The sequence below is a fragment of the Synechococcus sp. PCC 7335 genome, assembly GCF_000155595.1.
Lineage (GTDB): Bacteria > Cyanobacteriota > Cyanobacteriia > Phormidesmidales > Phormidesmidaceae > Phormidesmis.
Genome location: NZ_DS989905.1, coordinates 141,890 through 163,189, shown reverse-complemented (window position 1 = coordinate 163,189; position 21,300 = coordinate 141,890). Strand labels below are relative to the sequence as shown.

At 48.1% G+C, this 21,300-nt stretch carries 19 protein-coding genes; 14 read left to right on the top strand and 5 right to left on the bottom strand.

Annotated features, from left to right (window positions below; translation table 11 throughout):
* The first annotated feature begins 146 nt into the window (after positions 1-146).
* The 5 genes from S7335_RS20525 to S7335_RS28540 all read left to right on the top strand — a co-directional run bounded on the left by S7335_RS20525 (position 147) and on the right by S7335_RS28540 (position 2,289).
* Positions 147-440, top strand: a complete 294-nt coding sequence (locus S7335_RS20525; protein WP_038019319.1) for a hypothetical protein — start codon at positions 147-149, stop codon at positions 438-440.
* 140 nt (positions 441-580) lie between these two features.
* Entirely contained in the window at positions 581-811 is a 231-nt protein-coding gene (locus S7335_RS20520; protein WP_006458419.1) for a hypothetical protein, read from the top strand.
* Positions 812-1,232: 421 nt separating this feature from the next.
* Positions 1,233-1,601: a helix-turn-helix domain-containing protein gene (locus S7335_RS28545; protein ID WP_227500082.1), complete on the top strand. Its 369-nt coding sequence runs from the start codon at positions 1,233-1,235 to the stop codon at positions 1,599-1,601.
* Positions 1,598-1,753 (top strand): winged helix-turn-helix domain-containing protein, encoded by a 156-nt coding sequence (locus S7335_RS28980; RefSeq protein WP_255346495.1) that lies wholly within the window; start codon positions 1,598-1,600, stop codon positions 1,751-1,753. The genes S7335_RS28545 and S7335_RS28980 overlap by 4 nt, the downstream gene beginning before the upstream one ends.
* Positions 1,729-2,289, top strand: a complete 561-nt coding sequence (locus S7335_RS28540) for an IS630 family transposase (protein ID WP_006458011.1) — start codon at positions 1,729-1,731, stop codon at positions 2,287-2,289. Before S7335_RS28980 ends, S7335_RS28540 begins: the two co-directional genes overlap by 25 nt.
* A gap of 74 nt (positions 2,290-2,363) precedes the next feature.
* Here S7335_RS28540 and S7335_RS26300 read toward each other — a convergent pair whose 3' ends face one another.
* The 3 genes from S7335_RS26300 to S7335_RS26295 form a co-directional block, all read right to left on the bottom strand.
* Complete coding sequence (locus S7335_RS26300; protein WP_050766029.1) at positions 2,364-2,726, bottom strand: hypothetical protein; 363 nt, start codon at positions 2,724-2,726, stop codon at positions 2,364-2,366.
* Positions 2,727-3,155: 429 nt separating this feature from the next.
* Positions 3,156-3,332: a hypothetical protein gene (locus S7335_RS20500; RefSeq protein ID WP_157620601.1), complete on the bottom strand. Its 177-nt coding sequence runs from the start codon at positions 3,330-3,332 to the stop codon at positions 3,156-3,158.
* Between the two features lie 651 nt (positions 3,333-3,983).
* Positions 3,984-5,189 carry a sensor histidine kinase KdpD gene (locus S7335_RS26295; protein WP_006458154.1) on the bottom strand — a complete coding sequence of 402 codons (1,206 nt, stop codon included), beginning with the start codon at positions 5,187-5,189 and terminating at the stop codon, positions 3,984-3,986.
* A gap of 787 nt (positions 5,190-5,976) precedes the next feature.
* Between S7335_RS26295 and S7335_RS20480 the strand changes: the two genes are divergently transcribed.
* Positions 5,977-6,315 (top strand): DUF2993 domain-containing protein, encoded by a 339-nt coding sequence (locus tag S7335_RS20480; RefSeq protein ID WP_006457954.1) that lies wholly within the window; start codon positions 5,977-5,979, stop codon positions 6,313-6,315.
* 15 nt (positions 6,316-6,330) lie between these two features.
* A complete protein-coding gene (locus S7335_RS20475) occupies positions 6,331-6,717 on the top strand; it encodes a hypothetical protein (protein WP_006458219.1) in 387 nt (128 codons plus the stop codon).
* Between the two features lie 191 nt (positions 6,718-6,908).
* Here the strand turns inward: S7335_RS20475 and S7335_RS26290 are convergent, their stop codons facing one another.
* Positions 6,909-9,452: a M12 family metallopeptidase gene (locus S7335_RS26290; protein ID WP_050766028.1), complete on the bottom strand. Its 2,544-nt coding sequence runs from the start codon at positions 9,450-9,452 to the stop codon at positions 6,909-6,911.
* A 702-nt stretch (positions 9,453-10,154) separates the two neighbouring features.
* On the opposite strand from S7335_RS26290, the gene S7335_RS20465 reads away from it, so the two are divergent.
* The 3 genes from S7335_RS20465 to S7335_RS26285 all read left to right on the top strand — a co-directional run bounded on the left by S7335_RS20465 (position 10,155) and on the right by S7335_RS26285 (position 13,028).
* Positions 10,155-10,718: a recombinase family protein gene (locus S7335_RS20465; protein ID WP_006458051.1), complete on the top strand. Its 564-nt coding sequence runs from the start codon at positions 10,155-10,157 to the stop codon at positions 10,716-10,718.
* An 89-nt stretch (positions 10,719-10,807) separates the two neighbouring features.
* Positions 10,808-12,061: a S41 family peptidase gene (locus S7335_RS20460; RefSeq protein WP_006458151.1), complete on the top strand. Its 1,254-nt coding sequence runs from the start codon at positions 10,808-10,810 to the stop codon at positions 12,059-12,061.
* A gap of 145 nt (positions 12,062-12,206) precedes the next feature.
* Positions 12,207-13,028: an aminoglycoside 6-adenylyltransferase gene (locus S7335_RS26285; protein ID WP_006458101.1), complete on the top strand. Its 822-nt coding sequence runs from the start codon at positions 12,207-12,209 to the stop codon at positions 13,026-13,028.
* 205 nt (positions 13,029-13,233) lie between these two features.
* Here S7335_RS26285 and murJ read toward each other — a convergent pair whose 3' ends face one another.
* Positions 13,234-14,865 (bottom strand): murein biosynthesis integral membrane protein MurJ, encoded by a 1,632-nt coding sequence (murJ, locus tag S7335_RS20450; protein WP_050766027.1) that lies wholly within the window; start codon positions 14,863-14,865, stop codon positions 13,234-13,236.
* Positions 14,866-15,373: 508 nt separating this feature from the next.
* Here murJ and S7335_RS20445 point away from each other — a divergent pair.
* The 4 genes from S7335_RS20445 to S7335_RS20430 all read left to right on the top strand — a co-directional run bounded on the left by S7335_RS20445 (position 15,374) and on the right by S7335_RS20430 (position 20,905).
* Entirely contained in the window at positions 15,374-17,059 is a 1,686-nt protein-coding gene (locus tag S7335_RS20445; protein WP_006458373.1) for a hypothetical protein, read from the top strand.
* A 626-nt stretch (positions 17,060-17,685) separates the two neighbouring features.
* Positions 17,686-18,519 carry an AraC family transcriptional regulator gene (locus S7335_RS20440; RefSeq protein ID WP_006458413.1) on the top strand — a complete coding sequence of 278 codons (834 nt, stop codon included), beginning with the start codon at positions 17,686-17,688 and terminating at the stop codon, positions 18,517-18,519.
* A 103-nt stretch (positions 18,520-18,622) separates the two neighbouring features.
* Entirely contained in the window at positions 18,623-19,804 is a 1,182-nt protein-coding gene (locus S7335_RS20435) for a benzoate/H(+) symporter BenE family transporter (RefSeq protein WP_006458318.1), read from the top strand.
* 273 nt (positions 19,805-20,077) lie between these two features.
* Positions 20,078-20,905 carry a hypothetical protein gene (locus S7335_RS20430; protein WP_006457981.1) on the top strand — a complete coding sequence of 276 codons (828 nt, stop codon included), beginning with the start codon at positions 20,078-20,080 and terminating at the stop codon, positions 20,903-20,905.
* The last annotated feature ends 395 nt before the right edge of the window (positions 20,906-21,300 follow it).

Below are 21,300 nucleotides of genomic sequence, written 5' to 3'. Positions count from 1 at the left end.
AGAGTTCAATGCTATGCAGAGGGCTTTCTGATTTGTGAGCTGATTTGTGAGGTTGGGCCTAACTGCTGTCTGATCGGCCCCTCTGCCTCACGGTATCTTCATATTCACTGCTTATGCTCTAGAAAAGCAACTATCGTAAATTGGCCATGACTTATACCACTACGATTCCCACAGCAACTCCCAGAGAAGTTTCCAGAGAAGTTTCCAGAGAAATTCCTAAAGAAACTCTTCGAGATATTCCTAAAGAGTTCTCGCGACGGGTTGCTCAGCCGATTCCCCGACGGCAGCCGAGTCAATGCCAAGATCAGTTTCTAATTGTTTGTCGTGGCAATGAATTGCAGGGGGACGCTGCTGTTGGCCCGATGGTAGCGAAGGCTATATCGGACTGGCAGTTAGAGTCAGTCAAGGCAGTCGCAATCAATCGGCTAACGCCCGGCTAACGCCAGCCCTTTTTATAGCGTTAGCCAAGGCTGACTATGTTATCTTTGTTGAACCTTGCGCTAAGTCTTTCAACCAGGGTAATCGCGCCTGCACCGTACAGATTTCCCCTATTATTGCGAGAAATCCACGCTCAGAAGCGATGCAGATTGAAGCGAATTCGTGTAGTCCCCATACCTTGCTAAAGCTGACTCAGCAGTTGTACAACGCCTGCCCTCAAAGCTGGCTACTGAAAGTGCCAACAGAAGATTTTGGGTTTGCAAAGGAACTTTCTTCTACGGCAAAAACAGGCATTAGTCAGGCACTCAAAACGATTACGCAGTTTCTAAGGACCTATCAGGCACCGCTAAGACAGTTACAGAACTTGTCTTAGAAGGCGGCTAAGCTTAGTTCTGTCCAGTTTCGTGAGCTTCTAGTTTCGCCAGCACGGTATCAATCTCTCTGTTTTAATCAGCCCAAGGATTGTTTTGCTGGGCCGATACTTTTTGCTCACAGCTATTTCCTCATAATCAATGGCGTAGAGACCCAAAGACCCAAGTCGCAAGAGCTGGTTCAGGCGCAGGCTAGACTGCAATCGGCGCGGGCAGAGCAGCGGGCCGACGTGGCTGAGGTAGCTAGGACCGAAGCGCAGTGGGAGTAAGCCAAAAGAGATCGTGATCGCACTGCCCAGCTAGAAAGCCAGGGAGGCGTTTCTCGTCGCGAGCTAGAAATGGCACAAACCCTGGAAAACACTCGTCAACGCGAGTTATACCAAATCCGAACTAATCACCCCTTAAATATAATAATCTGAAGGTATGGGTAGAAAACTTCAGATTAAATCTCACTATTCAGTTGACGAACTGAAAGCTCGCTATCGGGCGAGCTTTGACCCCGTTGAAGCTAGGCGCTGGCAGCTTATCTGGTTGGTGAGTGAGGGCAAAACGCTGACGGCAGCCGCCGAAGTGATCGCTGACAACTACCACTATGCTCGCGAGATAGTAAGCAACTACAACGCAGCAGGTGCAGAGGGTTTAAGGAATCGGCGAAAAGATAGTCGTCCTAATTCGATGCAAGGGGTGCTGACGATAGAGCAGTGTGAAGCACTAGACGAACGACTTCAGGCCCCCCAGCTGACGGTGGCGTTTGGAGTGGCCCAAAAGTGGCGCAAATCATCGCTGCGATGACTGGGCGCGAGCATGTATGGCCACAGCGAGGTTGGGAATATCTCAAGCTGTTAGGCTACTCTTCTCAGTCACCTCGGCCACGTCATGATGAAGCAGACAAAGTAGCTCAATCGGCATTCAAAAAAACTTGCCAGAACGTAAAACCGAACTAGCGCAACAGTTCCCAAATGCAACCGTCGAGGTATGGTCGTTTGACGAGCCTCGTTTAGGGCTCAAACCTATCCTTAGAAAGGTGTGGGCACGGGTTGGTGAACGCCCTGTCGCAGCGGTCAACTATCGCTACGAATGGACGTATCTCTATGGTTTTGTCGAGCCGTCAACGGGCAAGACAGAATGGTTGATTTTACCCAGAGTAAACGCTGAGTGGTTCAACCAATCACTTGAGGTGTTTGCACGACAGGTAGGTGCGGGCACGGACAAGCAGATTCTGTTGGTGGTCGATGGGGCTGGCTGGCACCGAAGCGACCAAGTCGTCTTACCAGAAGGCATTCATCTAGAACTGTTGCCACCTTACTCTCCTGAGTTGCAACCCGCCGAGCGGCTATGGCGAATCGCTGACGAACCGCTTGTCAACAGAAGCTTCAACACAATTGATGAGTTGGAAGATATTCTCTGCGAACGCTGCGTCACGCTGCTATCGATGACCGATGAAATTAGAGCACTGACCAACTATGACTGGTGGCCATAATCTCAGCGCTCGTTATTTCGGGGGTCAACTACGCGGATTTGGTATGAGATCTATTTAGAGAGGCCTCTGGCAAGTTAATCATTGCCTTGAGCCTGCTCCGAGGGCCGATAACGAAACGGCTGATCTTCTACATGATGAGGGAGCTGCGCTGAAGGGAACGGAGTGCAGCCGGCCATCGAAATCGTCAAGTCAGGATGGCTAGGGTGCGTCACGACTAAACGTTCAAGGCCGATGTCCAGCGCTGCTAGCCGAAAACGATCCTTAATCACGAACGCTCTACTCTGCTGAATCTGACAATGTATGTAAAGGGTTTCCTCTTCGGGAAAGAACCGTATCTTGCAACATCCCCAAAACGGGAACTGCCCTGCAAGAAAGTGGCACAAGGCATCTAGAACAGTCATAGGAAAAGGAAATTCAGGCTTCTTAAAGACAGTCATAAAGGTACCTGAGTGATGTTGCGTACAAATCAGTACGGAACATCATTCAGATAGCTTTAGAGGGATATTTAAGGGCTAGCAAGCTAGCGGTTTTTATCGGATTGAAAAGACAAAGAGCGCTTCAGAGAACAGCAGTGCTCGTAAGGAAGCAGTCTATTTACATTTCTTAATAAAGATAACATAAGTCCTTAAGCTTTTATTTGGATTTGGAAATCAGTTTTAGATTTGTCTACTTCTTGACATCTGTAGTTCAGATGGCGCAACGCTTTCATTCTATGGTCGGATTTGCATGAGTCGGGAGCGTACCCTAGTTCCCTTCATTTAGAGCCAGAGTTTTGTAGTGTTATCGATGTCGAAGTGGATACCATCCAAATGCCAAAAGCGTCTTTCAACCCCTAAAACTGAAGAGCGCAATCCACGATTGCCATATTAATTTCGCGATTCAACCTTTGGAAATAAAAGCTGGTGCGTAGCTCCGGCCACTCGCCTACGGGCATATCGTGCAGCGATCTGAAGAGAATATCTTCGACTTGGATCAAGTGTCAGCAAGGCTTCTCTTTCTCGCTGCTGAGCGAGAGCGGCGTAGTCGTAGCACTGAGGAAGCATAGATTCTTCTGTGTGTAGGCGCATGGTTCAAAGCTATCTGTGGTTTCGTTCGATAGTTTGTATCTGCCCAAATGACGCAAGCGCCCTCAGTCGGTCTATGTCTCTAGGGAGATGTCAGCTAAATTGTTTCTGATTGTAAAGCATAGCAATATCTCTTTATGTACTAACTTGTGTACAAAGTGCGAGCAGCTATGTCCTTGTCTCAAGACAGCCAGCTGTATTAATCATCAAAGACACCCTCAAATATTGCCCTGAACGATGAGTATGTATTTGGGAAGTAGCACAGTCACACTACAAAAACAGCGGTTGCCTCTGTGCTATTCGACAAAGGCTAAAAACATATGAATATGCAAGTATGTTTATATCGTTAACAAAATTTAATAATAAAAGTGAATAGTCAACTCTCTCATAAGACTGCCCCTCATCCGGCGCACATAGCTTTGCTCGATGTCGTAGAGGTCCTGAATGCTGAGCAACTTGATTTAGTCGCTCGCTGGCTAGCATTAGAGTCTGAATACCTTGAATATGATTGTCAACTGCCAAGTGTCCTGCCCGACCTTAGTGAGCTATTAAGGCTATGCGCAAAATCGAAAGGTCAAGTTAGTTACACTTGGTTCGTGAAACAGATGGAAGTCAACGAGCCAAGATAACTCAATCGTTCACGATGTTCCGCGAGCTGGTTGGCTGCGACTTTTGTTCGGAAGAGGTCTTGATTCTACTGACTATCTTTGTGGGGTTTGTGAACGAATTAGGATGATCTACTGCTGAGCGCACCTCTAAAGGTAGAACAACCGTAAACGTCGTACCTTGGTCGAGCTGACTACGAACATCAATAGTTCCTTGATGTAGGTCTACACACTGTTTGACGATACTAAGCCCTAGTCCTGTCCCCTTGACAGTGTCAACGTTGCGAGCGCGAAAGAACGCTTCAAATAAGGTGGACTGATCTTCCTTTGGAATTCCCCGACCTGAATCAGTAACTTCTATCGTGACCTGCCTTTCGTGCCGCTGTATCCGTAAGCTGATAGGGCTACCTGCCGGTGAGTACTTCACCGCATTGGAGAGCAAATTCTTCAAGATAGTTCTCACCAGTTCTGTATCTATACAGACCTCTTCTAGATCACCGTCCACCTGAAACGTGATCTGCTCAATGCCTTCATTGACTAACGTTGCGTCTTCTAAGACTGTCTGACAGAAAGCCTTTAGATCAACAACTTTGGGCTGGAATGTTGCTTGTGTAGAAGCATTACGGTTGAAAGCTAACAGCTCATTCATCATATGAGTCAGTCTAACCACCGCTACTTGCACACGCCGTAGACTGTCTTGCCTTTTTTCTACAGAGAATGTCTCACCCTTCCGTAGTAGCAGTTGAACAACCGCAGAGATGACGTGTAGAGGATTGTGAAACTCGTGGGCAATTGCTGAGATGAACCGAGACTTAAGCTGTTTTGCCGCCGTCAAATCACGCTGTTTCTGCTGAAGCTTATAGAAGAGCTGTCTTATCCTAAGTAAAGCTGCGATGCTGATGCTTAGCTCGGTTGCGTTAATCGGCTCAACAACCAACGCATCAATGCACTCAATCGTACTAGTTGCTAGAGAGCTAGTGGCATTCGCAGACGCTACTACTAAGAGAGGAAGTCGTTCAGGCGGAAGGTGGTCACGCCAGTCCGCTATCTTTTGACGGTAGAGAACCAACGTTTCTAAATCAAGGATAGCGAAGTCAAATTCGTCTTTGATTTCGGTGACATCGATGTCTTTGAGCGAGAAGGCAGTGAGCTCAAAGGGCTTTAGGTAGTCTGCTAACAGTAGTGAATATCTACTCTCGCCTATCAAAGAGAGAACGCGGGGCTTATTCATGGACTTTGTTTAGCGGTTATAAACGGAAGGAATGACAGGTACAGAACAACAACAACGCACTACATCTAATAAGCGCCTAGCTACATGAGCAATGAAGCCCATGCAACTAGGCCAGTATTAAAAACTTCCTCTAGTTAGCTCTCTGACTAATACGTGTGAGCGGAAACGAGTGAAGTCAGAGACGAGGGATTTAAGAACAAGGAAACTTATACATCTGAGCAAAGGCAGACAGTGGCGCTGCGCTGCCAGCACGACTGGAACCACCAGAGGTCAGAAGACTCCTCTGTGATTTATGAACTACAGTGTAACTTAATATTAAGAAAATTAGTTTTTCTTCACAGGAAAGATATCTTATGTGGTAGGGTTTAGGGTTTCTTGTGTACGGTTAACTTTTCGACTTTTCTGCTATCAAGCTTTATCTATGTTGGGTTTAGGCATCTCTTCCGCCTCTTTGTGAACCTTGTTTAGGTGGTGAAAACCTTTGGCTATGCTGAGTTTCAACGACTCTGTTACTGCTGAGGTACGCGCGATGTTTGTCCCACTAAGCTGATGTAACTTGCTTTGTGGGCTGTTCGGTAAACCGCTGTCTGCTGTCAGAAGAGAACGACTGTAAGTTTGACATCTCTTGATAGCAGCTGAGACAGAGGCAGTAAACCTTCGCTTTCTGCGAATGAGGTAGAAGTACATCACCACATGTACTGCATAAATTTACTGATCTGTCTTGCGGTAGTCTGCGCGGGACTGAGTATGTTCGTAAGCTCTGATCGTAATCACTCAGGGTAGGTGTATGAGCGTACAGGGTTTAGACATTGGTGAAGAGGCCGTCAGTGACCTTGTTAAAACCGTAATTTCCTCTCAGCTAGATACCTTTGATGCGCTTGATGTAGAAATACGGACTGACACGCTTAGTCTGACTCAAGGAGAAATTGAAAGTCTCGTTGTTAAAGGCCAGGGGTTGGTTGTCAAAAACGACCTGCGAACCGAGTCTCTGGTCCTAGAAACAAGTGCTGTTGACGTTAGTATTATGAAGCTGATGATAGGTGAAGTTGCCCTTGATGAAGCCGCCTCGGCAACAACAGAAATCGCACTTAAGACAACTGATGTTCAATCGGCTTTTAATGGCTAGTTTGTAAAGAACAAGATGAGAGGCACAAAGGTAACGCTTGCTTCTGGCGATCAGGTCACCACCGACTTTAGCAATATTACTTTCACTATCCCAGAGAAAGGACGAATTGCCGTATCAGCTGATGTCATGGTGATGGAAAAAGTAGAAACTCACCATGTTGAGTTTTCTGCTGAGCCGGAGTTGATAGATGGTGGATACGGTATTGCTCTAAAGGATGTGCGATATCTCAATGAAAACACCGACATGCCAGCGTTAACTCGATTACTGATTGATACCATACAAGACCTGCTGGACTTTCGCACCTTCAATCTCGGAGAGATGACGCTTAAGTTAACGCAAATCTTGGTACTACCTGACAAAATGCTATTGAAGGCAAATGCAACTATTGAATCTTTCAGTTGAGATTTAATACGAGATTTTGAATACCATTGGTATCAAAAATCATCCCTGTTAAGAATGATCAAAAAGTACGTCTCATTTGATGTCTCAAGACACGATTCTCAAAGAGTCTTAGATATTTTGAAACACACAGGAGAAACTGACAGATGTTTCCCTCTTCAATGTTCAAATTACATATGGGAGCTGTTAGTTGGCTACTGCGCGCCTGAAAAAACAACTCTTAGTTTGTAACGGTTGTTTCGACTGTCATCATTATCCGGATCGTCAACCGACATCAAGACAAGGTCCGGGCCACCATCAGCATTGAAATCCCAGGCAGCAATTCCCGCACCATCTGAGCTACTTGAATGAGCGTGGAATCTTTGATCTAGCCGACTACCGCTTGATACGCCGTTTGTCGTGATGTTGTGAAGCGTCACCGTCTTAAACAAGTCAGACCCTTGTGCGTCGTCTAGGATGCCAAACATCAGCTCAGGTCGAGGATTGCTATCGGTGTTAAATAGAGCAACGCCAAATCCGTCAGCACGATGGCTGAGTCCGTCTTCCTGAAACGGTCCGCCCCAAGTAAAATCGCCCAAGTTAGTCATGTTGCGACCGACAATGTACTTAATAGCGTTCTGTCCTTCAGGATCATCGTAAATACCAATTATCACTTCATCTTCGTCACCAGGAACGATATCCCCGATCGCAACACCTAAACCGTCAATACTGTTGCCGAGCGATTGTCCCCCGATTGCTGTTCTACCGGAAAAGCATCTGCCAAGTCGTTCCTCAGCAAAGTTAAGGCAGATACGGTACTTCACCTGATTACCTGTGTCGTAGGCAGCAACTAGCATGTCATCACCCTGAAATCCATCCAGGTTACCAAAGGCAATACCCGCACCTTCACCGCGGTGCCCGAGACCACCAAGCTTGATTGAGGACTCGCAGGTTGCACGACTGTAAAAGCTACTGAATTCGCAAATGCGGAGTTTGAACTCATTCTCTCCTTCAGCATCGTCATAAGTCATCAGGACTATTTCGGGCTGAGCGTCGTTGTCGAGATTGGTTAGTGCAATGCCACCGCCGTGACCACGACGAGACTGAGCATCAACCTCTTCCACAGTTGGGAGCATGGCATTCAGGGCAGCAAGATCGCCATCGGAAAATTCGTCTGAGAGCGGTCCTATCCGCTGTCCCTCGACGATGGGTACGAGAGTGGGTTGGCCATTGCGACTGAAGCTGCGCGAACCATAGTGCATGATAGATTCGATATCGTAAGCACCCAGCTCAATGTGGTGCTGTGTGCGCTTCTCAAAATTTCCTTTAGCGTGCGGATATATGGCATTCCAATTGACACGCACATGATTGTCTCGGTCGATGCGATTCTGCTCATGACCAAGGCCCATCGCATGGCCCATCTCATGAACAAAGGTTCCCTTACCTAAAAGGTTCGGTGCGTTAGCACTTGGAATTGTGAAGCTGATGAGCTGCTGTCCGCCCTTCATACCTACCCATGAGGTGCCACAGGTAATGGGTTGCTCTTTCTCGTCGTCTAGATATTCGCAGGGTGCTTCAAATCCCTGAAATTTGACATAGTTATTGTCGCCTGCTCGGCGTGGCCGCCACCTAAAGGGAGTCTGAGTGTTTACATAGTCAATAGCACTCTGAAGACGCCGTCGGGTCAGTATTTTCGCATCCGCCAGCGTACGAACCGTTCCACGGCGGTCTCGAAGTTCAATCTCACTGTCATCTAGCCCAACCACGAGTGAGTTGAGTTCAAGCTCGTAAGGCACCTCACCATTTGGCCAGAGTCGCCCTCCATCTGCGACTGCAAGTGCATAGGAAACATTGGCTAGAGCCTGGGGATTGGTCGGCAGCTCTGCTACGGCAATGTCTCCCTCGACGGTCAGCGTATTCTCCCGTTTACTGACCATGCGAGTAGTTGCGGTGTTTTCACCAATTAGGCGAACTGGTATGTTCTGTCCGAGTGGCAGGGCTAAGACACTCTCAAGATGCTGAAAATCGCTCCGACCCGAGATCGCAGGTGTATTGTTGAAGCCCATACTGAAGTTACCAGCCGCACGACGCTGTCCCTTAGGCATGGGCACTAAAGGCCCTGTAACGAAGTTGGGAGATGCCGTAACGCGGGTACCCCAGTAAACATAAGAGGCAACTGGCCGTTTGCCACTTTGAAAAGCAGATTCTACATAGAAGATAACTTTGTCATCTACAGTACGCAGGTAGTAGCGACGGCCTCTTGCATCTTCATAGCTGCCGTCGGTATCGTTGCTAGACTGAGCGCGAAATCCGCTATCCGTTTGTAGTGGAAGGCGATCCTTAATCTCTGTCATGCTCTTTGGTTCGAGCTGCGTAAAGGGTAGATTATTTTGGGAACCGTCGAGGTGAAGCATACCGCCAGTACCTATGCGCATCGTCACACTGCCCGTAGCGGTTGACGTGTATTTGGGAACTGAAATGAAGCGACCACGGATGTGTGTGCCGTCACGGCGACCACGGAACACGTGGGCGTAACTGCGTCCAGGGTGTTCTGCAAACCAGTACACGATATCTCCCTGCTGTTTGAGGTAAACAAGGCCACCATCGTCAGCGACGAAAACGGACGCAACCTCTGCTGTATTAAGGTCAACAGGGTTAGCGAGTTCCTCAGTCTGAGCACGTAGGGCGAGTGCTAAAGCGAGTGTAAAACTCAGAATAGCTAGGAACAGATTCCGTAAGACTATAGGTGTGATCCGCATTTCAGCAACCTAAATAGGTGACTATTGCTCTCTATGGGGTTAAATTATCGAGCTTTAGGTGCCTATCCGACAGTACCCTGTAGTGTAATTTATCAATATGTTCCACAGTTGTTAGAGTTAGACACTACCCTAAGTAAGAAACAGTCAATGGTATTTGGGACGCGAATTTACTAGCAGCACTGCCAAGTGTTCTACAGAGCGAAGCAGCGGAGTGTATAAGAAACTGGACTCTGGCAGATTTTAACATTTGATGCAATTGAGAGGCTGGAAACCCCCTATTCTTTCGTTCATGCTCTCAACAGTGAAAGTTTATTGACAATCCCTGAATCCACTGTAATTCAGATGTTTCAGAGGATCGCTAAAAAAACGCCAGGCTCTAGTAAGAAAGATAGAGATATTACCTGAGTTAGTGATTACACACTTCTTTTCTCTGGATTCGGAGGCTTTCGATGACTAATAAGTGAAAGTAAAACAAGCTTCGATTGCGTGGCTCAAGCAATACGCGAATAACGGATCAGTAACAGCCCCCTTGGCGTCAGAGTAAGTTTATAATCAGATTCTGTACTACTGTCTCAAAACCACCGTTTTTGGAACTATTGAGCGAAACCGCTAAAAAGCCGCTTTTTGAGCTATATTTGCGTACCAAAAGCTGTGTCATAATCAAAGTCCCAAAAACAGAGGCGCTTTGCGAGTTTTGCGACAGTGAAAATAGGATACGCCAGAGTTTCGACCGTTGACCAGAATTTAGACCTGCAAACGGATGCTCTGAAGCAGGTAGGCTGCGAGAAGATCTATAGCGATCGTGGGGTGAGCGGAGCAAAGGCTGAGCGGCCTGGACTAGATAAAGCGCTTGAACACATCAGAAAGAAGGACACTCTGGTTATCTGGAAGCTGGATCGGCTGGGCCGTTCGCTGAGAGATTTGCTAGGCATCGTTGAGTACTTGAAGGAGCGCGGCGCACACTTTCATAGCATTCAAGATGGCTTCGATACGTCTACTGCATCAGGAAAGATGGTGTTCTCTGTAATTGGAGCAATGGCTGAGTATGAGCGCAACCTCATCAGAGAGCGAACAATGGCAGGATTGAAAGCGGCGCGTGCGCGTGGCCGTAACGGTGGCCGACCGAAGGCGCTGGACGAAAGCCAGGTGAAGGTGGCGATCGCACTGGCTGAAGCAGGCGAACTGACGATCAACAAAATTTGTGAGCAGATAGGATGTAGTCGCTCTACCTACTATCGGCAAGTTGCGCCTAAACTCAAGAGCTGACAGTCTTTGAGACGTCAGCGTAGCAGGCTCATACATCACAGCAGTTGTATTATGGCAGCAGTTAATATCCAGCGCTCAGCGACTTGTCTATGCTTCGTATTCGTAGATTCTCCGTTCTACTGCTATGTACTGTCACCTTCTTTCTCAGTGGGCTGTTAGTCACTACTGCTCCGAGTGCTAGCCAAACTGATAGTAGTCCCTTTGAACAGGTTTGGCAGACGGTGAACGACAACTTCTACGATCCTAATTTCAACGGTGTTGACTGGCTTGCTGCCAAAGCACAGTACAAGCCATTGGCAGATGCGGCACAGTCAGAGACGGAGCGTGCTCAGGTCATCAATCGGATGCTCTCTGCGTTGCAGACATCGCATACGCACTTCTACACGCCAGAGGATAAGGCATACTATCAACTACTCGGTATTTTTCTACCGCTCCTACCAGACCTACAGCCACAGATAGAAACCCACTTACCAGACGGAAAGCCGCAGTACAGCGGCATCGGTATCTTCACAAAACAAACCGCCACAGGAACTTTCGTCGAAGCTGTCTTAGACGGTAGTCCTGCTGAGGGAGCTGGACTGATGAGAGGAGATAAGCTACTCAGCGTTGATGGGCAACCGTTTCATCCTATCGGGTCATTCCTTGAGAAAGTAGGCCAGCCAACCAGTATTTTAGTTGAGCGATCACCTAACGTTCAAGAGGAGATTGTGGTTGTTCCAGAGATGTTGGATACAACAGAAATGTTCATGGACGCGATGAAGGCGAGCGTTGACGTTGTTGAGCGAGCGGGCCAAAAAGTAGGCTATGTTCACCTCTGGTCATATGCAGGAGAAAAGTTTCACAAGCAGCTAAAGAACGAGCTACTCTACGGCCAATTGAAAGATGTGGATAGCTTCACTCTCGATTTGAGAGATGGGTGGGGTGGGGCCTCTGCTTCCTATCTCAACTTCTATACACCTCAAAACATAGCGATAACGGGTACGGCTCGCAACCGTCCGCCTTCCACCGCTAGCTCTGCTTGGAGTAAGCCAGTCGTGATGCTAGTAAATGAAGGAAGTCGAAGTGGCAAGGAAATCTTAGCCTATGGATTTCGTAAGCATGGCATCGGCCCTATCGTTGGCACTAAAACGGCTGGTGCAGTTGTGCAGGGCAACTTGTACGTTATGAATGATGGCAGTATTCTTTATCTAGCTATAGCTGACATCCAGGTTGACGGTGATGTACGTATAGAGGGCGCTGGTATTGAGCCGACGATCGAAGTTGCAGCACCCTTAGCGTATGCTCAAGGTGCTGACCCACAAAAAGAAGCTGCAATCGAGGTTGCATTCGACGAGATTCGTTAAAGCAAGAATTTTGACTTTAACGTAAGCGCTCATTCTATGAGGTGCTCACAGGCGCTTCGCCTAGTTGCGCCCTTCGCAACTAGGCAAGCAGAGAAAAGTGTAGTTTGATTGCATAGTATCGCGCCTATTCGGTATAGAAGTAACTATGATCTCACAGCAGCAGCTAGTTTTAGAAAGGACACAACTTCTTCAGCAGGCATCAGCTTACTTCTCTCAACAACAAGATGTAGTAGGTGTTTTTGTTGCTGGTTCTATTCCTAATGGTTCGGCCGATGCCTACTCTGATATTGATCTGAGAGTGGTCGCTACACCCACTGGACAGGAACGTCTTGTCAGTGAGAAGTTTGATATCCCTGTTCTCTGGGGCAACTGGTTGTTCAATGAGTGGCGTAGCGGAACGCAACACTGTGTATCGCACTTTCGCCCCTTCCTTAAGATTGATGTTTTCTATTGGAATGTAGAAACACTAGAGCCTTCGCCGTCTCTTCGGTTCGCTGCTGATATTCTTTTTGATCGTACTGGACAGGTACAAGAGCTGCTTAATCGGTCTGCGCTACTAACGTTTCCAACACCAGAGACGACAGAAGTCAGCCGAGTAATCAGCAAGGCACTAGCCTGTGCCCATGAAGCCCTCCGTAAAGCAAAGCGTGGGGAGCTATTCTACGCGCAGTCGTTGATAGAGAGTCTACGCTCATACATAATTCAGATGGAAGACTGGCTTCGTTCTTTTGAGCCGGTTACCGTAGCCGACTTCAAGATAGAACACCGAATTAGTGATCGCCTTAGAGCTGTGTTGATATCGTCATACGCACCGCTGGAAGCGATCACCCTCGAATCTGTGACTATAGAGCTGAGCAAGGTACTTTCAGAGCAAATACCTGAGCTTCATAGTCGTTTTGATTTGCGGAGGTCATTGGAGAACGATACTTATGCGGTAGAGCTTGTCACCAAGCAGTTAGTAGGTTGAGAGTATCGCTGTCTCTAAGACGCATTGAGACAGTAATTTTGAGACATTCAATGAGACATATTTCCTGGGAGTATAGAAAGGACTAAGTTGTGAGACTGGTAAAACAACCAGCTTTCGTTAGAAACTGAATTTCTCCAATAAGGCAATTCTTTCTTAGCTGTTTTAAGTAAGAGAAGGTTGACACTACATTGTTCATCAGTTTTACCTAACGGCTGAAACGTTGACGTACCTGTTGTATCAATAGCTCTGCTTCGGGAATCTTCAGAACAACTGCGATCAATACGAACGTCGTGCTACCGACAGCGCCAGCAACACACACCTGAACTAAGTTAGTCACGAAGCCTTCAGACCCTAATACGCTGGCGAGGCCACCTAACGTTAGCCAGCAGGAGAGACCGCTAACCATACTGACAGCGAAGACGGTAGTGATTGCACCCGTCCATTCAATAAGTGGCAGTCCGCCTATCTTTCTTGCGAGTAGAATAGTCATTGCTATCAAGGAAACCAGATTAACGCCAACGGTAGCGATGACTAAGCCGGGTGCGCCCATCAGTTTGAGGAAGACGTAATCTAAGGCGAAGTTAATCACAATATTCACCAAGCTAATTTTGAAGGGTGTTTGTCCATCCCCAAGCGCGTAGAATACCCGAACCATCACGTCTCGTGCCAGGTAGACGAACATTCCAATGCCGTAAGCAATTAGAAGGCTAGAGACTATCTCTACGGAGTCTTCGTCAAAAGCCCCGTACCTGTAGGCGACGGTAACGATTGGTCTCGCGAGTGTGATGATAAGTGCGCTGATAGGCATCATCGTGAGCGCTACTAGCATCAAGCTTTGGCGAATTCGCAGCTTTAGGTCTGGCCATAGCGCAGGCTCGGCCAGCCTTGAGAAAACAGGAAAGAATGGAACTAGAACAACATTAGAGATAATGCCTAAAGGGGCTAGAACTAAGAGGCTGGCACTCTCTAGCGCCGCTGGTGCTTGAGGAATATAGGTCGCAAAGCGCAAGTCAGTCAGCGCGTTAATTTGTAGTGTGCCAGAAGAGAGCGTTGCAGGCACCAGCACCTTCAGCACGTCACGAACACCGGGGTTGTGGATATCGAAGCGAAGTCGCAGACGCCCCAGGCCAGACTTCGCCAGCGCGGGAACCTGGACGAGCCACTGAAGCATAGCGCCTGTCAGTGTTCCTCCGGCAACGACTATACCGCCAGTCATGAAGTAACTAGGATCGCTAATCTGTTCACCTAGTACTAATCGTAAGATGAGCAGTCCCAAAACAACCGTAACGCTAGAAAGAAGGGGACTAACAGATGGAAGCCAGTACTGATCGTCCGCGTTGAGACTGCCGAACCCGATGCCAATGAAGCCAGCAAAAACAGCAATTGGTGCCATGACTCGCAGCATGGCGATCGCGATAGGCCGCGTCACCAGCAGGCCGACATCCGTTTCTCCGAAACCAGGCGCAAAGAGATCGATTACGGCGGGTGCAAACAGAATGATAGCAACAGTTACACCGGCTAAGACGATACCAACGATAGTGGTAATCGTCTCGACAATCGGCGCGACCTCCTCTCTCTTTTTTCTGGCGATCGCGCTGATGATGGCGCTGTGAAACGGGCCGTTAACACCACCTAAAAGAACCAGCATGAACGCAGGTAATGCATAGGCAGCGGCATTAGCATCTGTGACTGGCCCCGTCCCGAAGGCCGCTAGAATTGATGCCTGTCTTAAATATCCAAATGCTTTGCTCAGCAAGGTAGCCGCTGCCACAATGCCCGCGATGCCTGCTAATGACTTTTTACCCAAGCGACGGCTACTCCTAGACGCATTGATCATGCTGCTTGAAGGTAGAGTTTACTGGACTAGCGGGGAGTCGGGTAGGTCGGGACATTCAACGTTTTATAGATGCTGTACATTTTACGAGCGCAGTTTTCTAGCTGTTCCCGTCTAAAGAATGCATAGTCTCTGACTTTGTATGCATAAGATAGCCTGGTCGCAGCCTATCTTATGCCATCCTCAGAACCGTTCAAATGGCGTCATCCTTCCAAGTAATAGCGTAAATTGACAACAACACAGATTGTTAAATTTCAAAGAAGATGATCGATTGCCAGCACACTCTTTCTAGGGTAATTGCTAGCTTAATAGCGAAGTGACAAGTTCAGTTTTTGTCACCTACAATAGTCTAAACGTTGCTTGAGATACCTATCGAAAGACTAAAGACTACAGCCCATAGCAGATAAGCAACGCTTCTGATTAAATGTCCTAATCTACTAGAACATTTGCTATAGCTGCCTAGAGACAAACGCTTGCCAATAAACGATTCTCATACTTTTGTGATTTTGTGATGTCAAAACTCTCTTCAAAGTTTTCAATCGGAAGGCTTTCAGCAGGCGGCGGTTTAGCGTTGCTGACCTTGATAGGAACTGGCTTATCTGCAATAGCCCAGCCAACTGAACAAGTCAAACGCGGCCAGGCTCGGCAACTGGCAGACCTAGCGTTTGGCTATGCGATCGCAGAGCAGTCCGAAAAGGCAATTTCTCTCCTAGAACAGGCAGAAACCTACGCAGGAGGAGACTGTTTTGAGGCGAATGTATGGCTCAAAATTGGCGTTGGCTATCGCACCGTAGGGCAGCTAGAGAAAGGAGAAGACTTTCTCACTCAGGCCCGTGATATGGCAACCAAGCGTGATTTAGAAAACTGTGCAGGTAGTGGAACAACACCCGGCGAATCCCTATTGAATCGCTCGTTAGAGTATGCCGAAGCAGGTCATCTGGATCTAGCAGCGCACGTCGCAGAACAAGTCAATAGCTTTTTTGCACCCATCACTCTAGTAAAAATTGCCAACGATTTTTATGAGGACGGTCAAGAGCGCAAGGCGAATAGTATAGTGGCAGATGCCATTGAGCTAGCAGCTGAGCTAGGCGCTGAGCAGGAAGCCAAACAGGACACCGAAGCACTTGACCAGCCTAACTATCGAGATAGGTTGCTCATGGCAATGGCAACGCACCTAATCCAACAAGACAACTTTGAAGCCGCAAATTTTGTAGTTGAAGAAGGCAATCTTATACAGCGCCTATCATCTGACGAATTAGACAGCACATTCCAAAACTATGAAAGGCTAGATAGGGCCAAGCTGTTAATCAGTCTAGGTGAATCGGAACAGGCACTGGCTATTATTAATGAGGTCGTTGCCAACATTCAGGCGTTAGACGTGCCACTAGACGAAGTCAGTGAATGGATCGATGCGGCAGTTCTTTACAGCGAGCTAGGCAGTGCTCAAGCAGCCGAAGTCTTTGCGGCGGCTGAAGCTAGCCTGTCTCAGCATTCTGAGAATTCTACCCGCCAATTTGAACCAGATGAGGTTCAGATAGCGCCCAATCTTACGCACCAATTCGCGCAGAATACGATTGTGCGAGGCTATGCCGAAGTAGGCAAGTTTGACCAGGCGAAGGAGCTAGCGGCCTCTATCAACGATGTTCAAACGAGTCAGACAGCTTACACAGACATCGCGACGGCTTATGCTAGAGCCGGCCAGGTAGAAGAGGCAACCCGCGTGGCTGAATCGATTGGGCTGGAGCAGTTCTCGCTAACACCTATCATGTGGGCCTACTTAGAAACTGAGCAGTATGTGCAGGCACAGCAGATTGCGGAGCAAATAGGCGAATTGTCTAGTGTCGGGTCGGCTCTATGCGAGATTGGTCAGCCTGAAGGTGTTCTGCCTATCATTGATCTTTTATCAGAATCGGACCCTGAGCGAGCGGGCTGGTTGCGGTCGTGCGCCGCCATTGAGTTTGCCAAACAGCACCAGTTTGACCGGGCAACAGCGCTGGCCGAGTCAGTAACGTCGACAGATAGGAAAGTGAATACTTTGATCGCAATCGCAGCACAGCACAACCTACCAGTCAGCTCTTTTTGGGCGCGATGGGCGCAAAGAATCTCCCGTCTACTCCAGATTGTGCTTGGCAACGCTCCTGAATCTTCAGAAGCGGTAATTCTTTTGGACAAAGCACACAAGCTAATTCAGTCTTAATCGTGCCGTCTGATGGCAACCAGACTAGAATTCAACAAAATCAGATGTAAAGCAGTCTTCTGAATACACTCAGGAGACTGCCTATCAAGTTTCAAGTAGGCTCGTGTATAGGGGGTTCAGTATCATCGGAACAGAAACCTGCGCTAAACGTCCCTTAGATCTGTACCAATCAAACCTATCTTGTAGAGAGGTGCTGAAACCCTTGGTATACCGTTCTATTTTTATGTACCAATTAGCCCGGTATTTAACTGGTACATAGCGATGACTTTTAGTTATTCAGAAAATCGAGTTTTGAACCCCTTTCACTGTAGGTTTTCAGCCTCAGCACAGGTTACTATTCCAAAACTACTCGTACCCCTATCTGCAGCCTACGTCTTCCTTAGAACTGAACTGCTTAAAGATTAGTGGAAGGAGGGTATGTCGGGTGAATTCCTACTTCCTCTGTATGTACATCTCAGACATTGTTAACGAACTATTTAGTACGTATGAGCGTTCCGAAAATCTTCGTTTCTGCGATAGTGCATAGGATGAGAATCGTATATCCCCACTCAGTTGTACAAGCTTGCCAATGTATGTAGTGAGACAGAGAAGATTAAACTACTACCTGTAGCTTATGACCGGGATGAGTGAGCAACCATGCAGACGAAGTTCAACTTTGGAAAACGCCTCTACATGGGGTTGAATGCTATGCAGCTCAACTATATCGCCATCGCTTTGATAAGCATTTTCACGATGAATACACAATCGGAATGAACCGTAGCGGTACTGGACAGTGTATTCATCAAGGCCAGAGGCACTACCATCATCCCGGTAGCTTTAACTGCATCAATCCATCAGAAGTCCATACAGGAGAAGTTGCGTCCCATAGCGACCGCTGGTTCTTTCAGAACATCTATATCACCCCTTCTGCGCTAAGGCAGATTTTGACTCAGTTAGACCAGTCAGCGCAAAGCCAACTGCCTTGCTTCTCGCAAATGGTTGTAGATGACCCCTCGCTTCAACAAGCTTTTCAGCGAGCTTTTTGTTCTCTGATAGATGTGTCCGCTGGGACATTAGCACAACAAACTACGCTTCTGCACTTCTTGGCCCAGTTGTTATCTAGACATCTTCGACCGCCAGCAGTCAACCATCCTGCAAGGCGTGAATATCAGGCGATTCAGCAAGTCCGAGCATATCTTGAAGCCCACTGCGCAGAAGCGATTACGGTGGAAGAGCTGGGCTCGCTGGTGCATCTCAATCCCTACTACCTGATCCGTTGCTTTCACAAACAAGTAGGGCTACCGCCTCACCGTTATAAACAACAATGCCAACTGATAAAAGCGAAACATTCACTCAACGAAGAGGCGGCAATCGCAACGGTTGCGCTTCGCTGTGGCTTCTACGACCAAAGCCATCTGAATCGGGCGTTCAAGAAGGCGTATGGTCTAACCCCTGGTCAGTACAGAAAAGCGCACAGATAGATGCAGTGCAGTTTGACGCTAATCGTTAAAGAGTCAATTTTGTCCAAGCATTTGCTTACTTGTAGAGCATAGACTGACACTGCTACCTAATAGAGTTCGAGCGATGACGCTTGCTAAAGACTTTTCACTATCTGCAGTGACTGCTGGGTTTGTCTCAGTCTTGGTCGGCTTCACGAGTGCTGGCGTTATTGTATTCCAAGCCGCACAAGCACTAGGGGCGACTCCAGTTGAGATTGGCTCTTGGATATGGTCGTTAGGATTGGGAATGGGGCTAACGAGCATCTTACTCTCGTGGCGCTACAAGATGCCAGTGGTAACAGCATGGTCTACCCCAGGTGCCGCACTGATCATTCCTGCCGCTGCGGGCGTTTCCATGTCTGAAGGGATTGGTGCGTTCCTTGTCTGCGCAGTGCTGATCGCTATCTGCGGCTTCACGGGTTGGTTTGAGCGAGTCATGAACGCCATTCCACTACCGCTAGCCTCTGCGATGTTAGGCGGCGTCCTACTCCGTTTCGGCCTGAACGTGTTCGCTGCGATGCAGACGCAGTTTGTGATGACGTTTGTCATGTTCTGCGTTTACCTTCTCGTTCGTCAAGTGGTTCCTCGCTATACCGTCTTAGCGGCGTTGACAGTTGGAGTGATGATTGCAGGTGCTCAAGGATTGCTCACCTTAGAAAATATGCAGTGGCAATTGGCACAGCCTATATTCACGATGCCTCAGTTCTCGCTCGCCGCCATCGTTGGGATTGGTCTACCGTTGTTCGTTGTCACAATGGCCTCTCAGAACGTACCGGGGGTTGCGACAATCAGGGCATTTGGCTACAACACGCCGATCTCACCGCTGATTGGCTGGACAGGTGTAGCGACGCTATTGCTTGCGCCATTCGGTGCGTTCGCTATCAATCTTGCGGCGATCACAGCGGCGATTACGATGGGAAAGGAAGCACATGAAAACCCAGATAAGCGATACGTTGCCGCGATAGCAGCGGGTATCTTCTATATTGTTGTGGGTCTATTCGGTGCGACCGTTGCAGGCTTGTTCTCCGCGCTACCAGAAGAGCTAGTGCTAGCGATTGCAGGACTTGCGCTGCTCAGTACGATTGGTAAAAGCTTAGCGATCGCCCTATCTGAAGAGAAGGACAGAGAAGCGGCCTTAGTCACTTTCTTGGTAACTGCCTCGGGTATGACGTTATTAAACGTTGGGTCGGCCTTTTGGGGAATTGTAGCAGGTGCGCTAGTCGTTGGCAGTCAGAGACTAGCAGGTATTATCAAACGAGCTGTGTAGTTGTCGTCTAGCGCTCTCTTATGCTCTTCCCATTGTTCTCAGTCCAGTCTATGAGCTGCGAATAAGCATTAGAACAACCAGCTAAGAAAGATAAGCGGGAGGGACTTACTGAGCTTTGGTTTCTAGACAAGTTTCTTTGCGTTTAAAAACATAGTTTCTAAGCGGAATTCACAGTGTCAAGAACCCTGTCGTGAATCTATGGTAGTTTTGTACTAATTAGTTTTTTGTCAGCTGTGTCCGCTCCATAACTATCTCTCCTATCAGTACTAGAGAATGAAGTACTTCACGCCTACATTCAAACTCAGCGCAGATCTGCCGCCGCAAACAGAATTGAAAGAAAAAGTAGGTGGACTTCCTTGGGGGCTTCCTCCACAGCAGTACCCCATCTGTAGTGACTGCGGTAGAAGCCAAACACTGCTCATTCAGCTAGTTCATCATCCAGAGCGCCTCGACCTAGGTAAACCCGGTAGAACACTACTGGTTTTCCAATGCACCTATGAACCTGCTGGTTATTGTCAAACCTGGGCGGGTGGCCATGGCGCAAATGCCTGCTTGATACTAGAACCCGAAGACCTGATCTGCGAGATGACGCCACTGCCCGCAGACAATCCAGAACTGGGTATCGAGGCTGAGATTGTTAACTGGACTGCGCACGATGACGGCATTCCAGATAGAAATGTGACGCCTAACGGACAAATATGGAGTCTGCCAGATGAGGATATGGACACCGATGCCTACTTCAAGCTGTGTGATAGAGCTTACGTCGGTACTAAGCTGGGTGGTGCGCCCGCCTGGGTTCAAGATCAGGGGGAGGCTCCCTCTCCCAACTGGAACTTCGTTGCCCAGCTGGACGAACAGTTCAAGCTAGAGGAAAAACCTACTGCAACTGATTCTGCCACGCTTGACTTGATGCAGAGAAACCACATTCATGCGTTCAGAAGATTGCAAGAAGGTGACTATAGTAAACCACGCAGTGAGTGGCAGTGGATAGAAGATGGGACTTGGCTATTTAGCGGTCCTAACCTGGGTTGTGGCTCAGGCTATATTTTTGTTCAGCCTTCCAAGAGTGAACCAAAAGGTTGGTTCTTCTCGCAATGCTGAAGGATAGGAGGAGGATTGAGCAAACAGCTAATGCTAGATCACGAAATCTGTTTTGTGGACACCAACTTTTTAAACTATAGATTAATGCAAGTGATTTTGAGTTTAACTATGCGATTGCATAAACCCGTCATAGGCAATCACACAGCCCACCATAAGCGTCATCTGCAGCAAACTGATGACTACTCACAACAACCCCTCAGCAATAACCAGCGCCTCCAGTTCAGCGAAACTAGGTCCGTCAGGATGCGTCATCTCTTCTATTCCGACAACTAAGTCCAGGCGCGGCTGCATAGGCGTGAAGACTAGGCTATCCTGCTGAGCGTAGGAAAGACCTGGATTGATAGTGCCACCTGTTGCTTACTTTTCGGGGCGAGCGGGGTGGGAAAAACGCACTT

Bases quoted from the DNA above. Each gene is read 5' to 3' on its own strand.
- S7335_RS20460 (WP_006458151.1), top strand. From the start codon at position 10,808: ATGCTTCGTATTCGTAGATTCTCCGTTCTACTGCTATGTACTGTCACC.
- S7335_RS26285 (WP_006458101.1), top strand. From the start codon at position 12,207: ATGATCTCACAGCAGCAGCTAGTTTTAGAAAGGACACAACTTCTTCAG.
- S7335_RS20525 (WP_038019319.1), top strand. From the start codon at position 147: ATGACTTATACCACTACGATTCCCACAGCAACTCCCAGAGAAGTTTCC.
- S7335_RS20430 (WP_006457981.1), top strand. From the start codon at position 20,078: ATGAAGTACTTCACGCCTACATTCAAACTCAGCGCAGATCTGCCGCCG.
- S7335_RS20480 (WP_006457954.1), top strand. From the start codon at position 5,977: ATGAGCGTACAGGGTTTAGACATTGGTGAAGAGGCCGTCAGTGACCTT.
- S7335_RS28980 (WP_255346495.1), top strand. From the start codon at position 1,598: ATGACTGGGCGCGAGCATGTATGGCCACAGCGAGGTTGGGAATATCTC.
- S7335_RS20435 (WP_006458318.1), top strand. From the start codon at position 18,623: ATGACGCTTGCTAAAGACTTTTCACTATCTGCAGTGACTGCTGGGTTT.
- S7335_RS20500 (WP_157620601.1), bottom strand. From the start codon at position 3,332: ATGCTTCCTCAGTGCTACGACTACGCCGCTCTCGCTCAGCAGCGAGAA.
- S7335_RS28545 (WP_227500082.1), top strand. From the start codon at position 1,233: ATGGGTAGAAAACTTCAGATTAAATCTCACTATTCAGTTGACGAACTG.
- S7335_RS20520 (WP_006458419.1), top strand. From the start codon at position 581: ATGCAGATTGAAGCGAATTCGTGTAGTCCCCATACCTTGCTAAAGCTG.
- S7335_RS26300 (WP_050766029.1), bottom strand. From the start codon at position 2,726: ATGACTGTCTTTAAGAAGCCTGAATTTCCTTTTCCTATGACTGTTCTA.
- S7335_RS26290 (WP_050766028.1), bottom strand. From the start codon at position 9,452: ATGCGGATCACACCTATAGTCTTACGGAATCTGTTCCTAGCTATTCTG.
- murJ (WP_050766027.1), bottom strand. From the start codon at position 14,865: ATGATCAATGCGTCTAGGAGTAGCCGTCGCTTGGGTAAAAAGTCATTA.
- S7335_RS26295 (WP_006458154.1), bottom strand. From the start codon at position 5,189: ATGAATAAGCCCCGCGTTCTCTCTTTGATAGGCGAGAGTAGATATTCA.
- S7335_RS20445 (WP_006458373.1), top strand. From the start codon at position 15,374: ATGTCAAAACTCTCTTCAAAGTTTTCAATCGGAAGGCTTTCAGCAGGC.
- S7335_RS20475 (WP_006458219.1), top strand. From the start codon at position 6,331: ATGAGAGGCACAAAGGTAACGCTTGCTTCTGGCGATCAGGTCACCACC.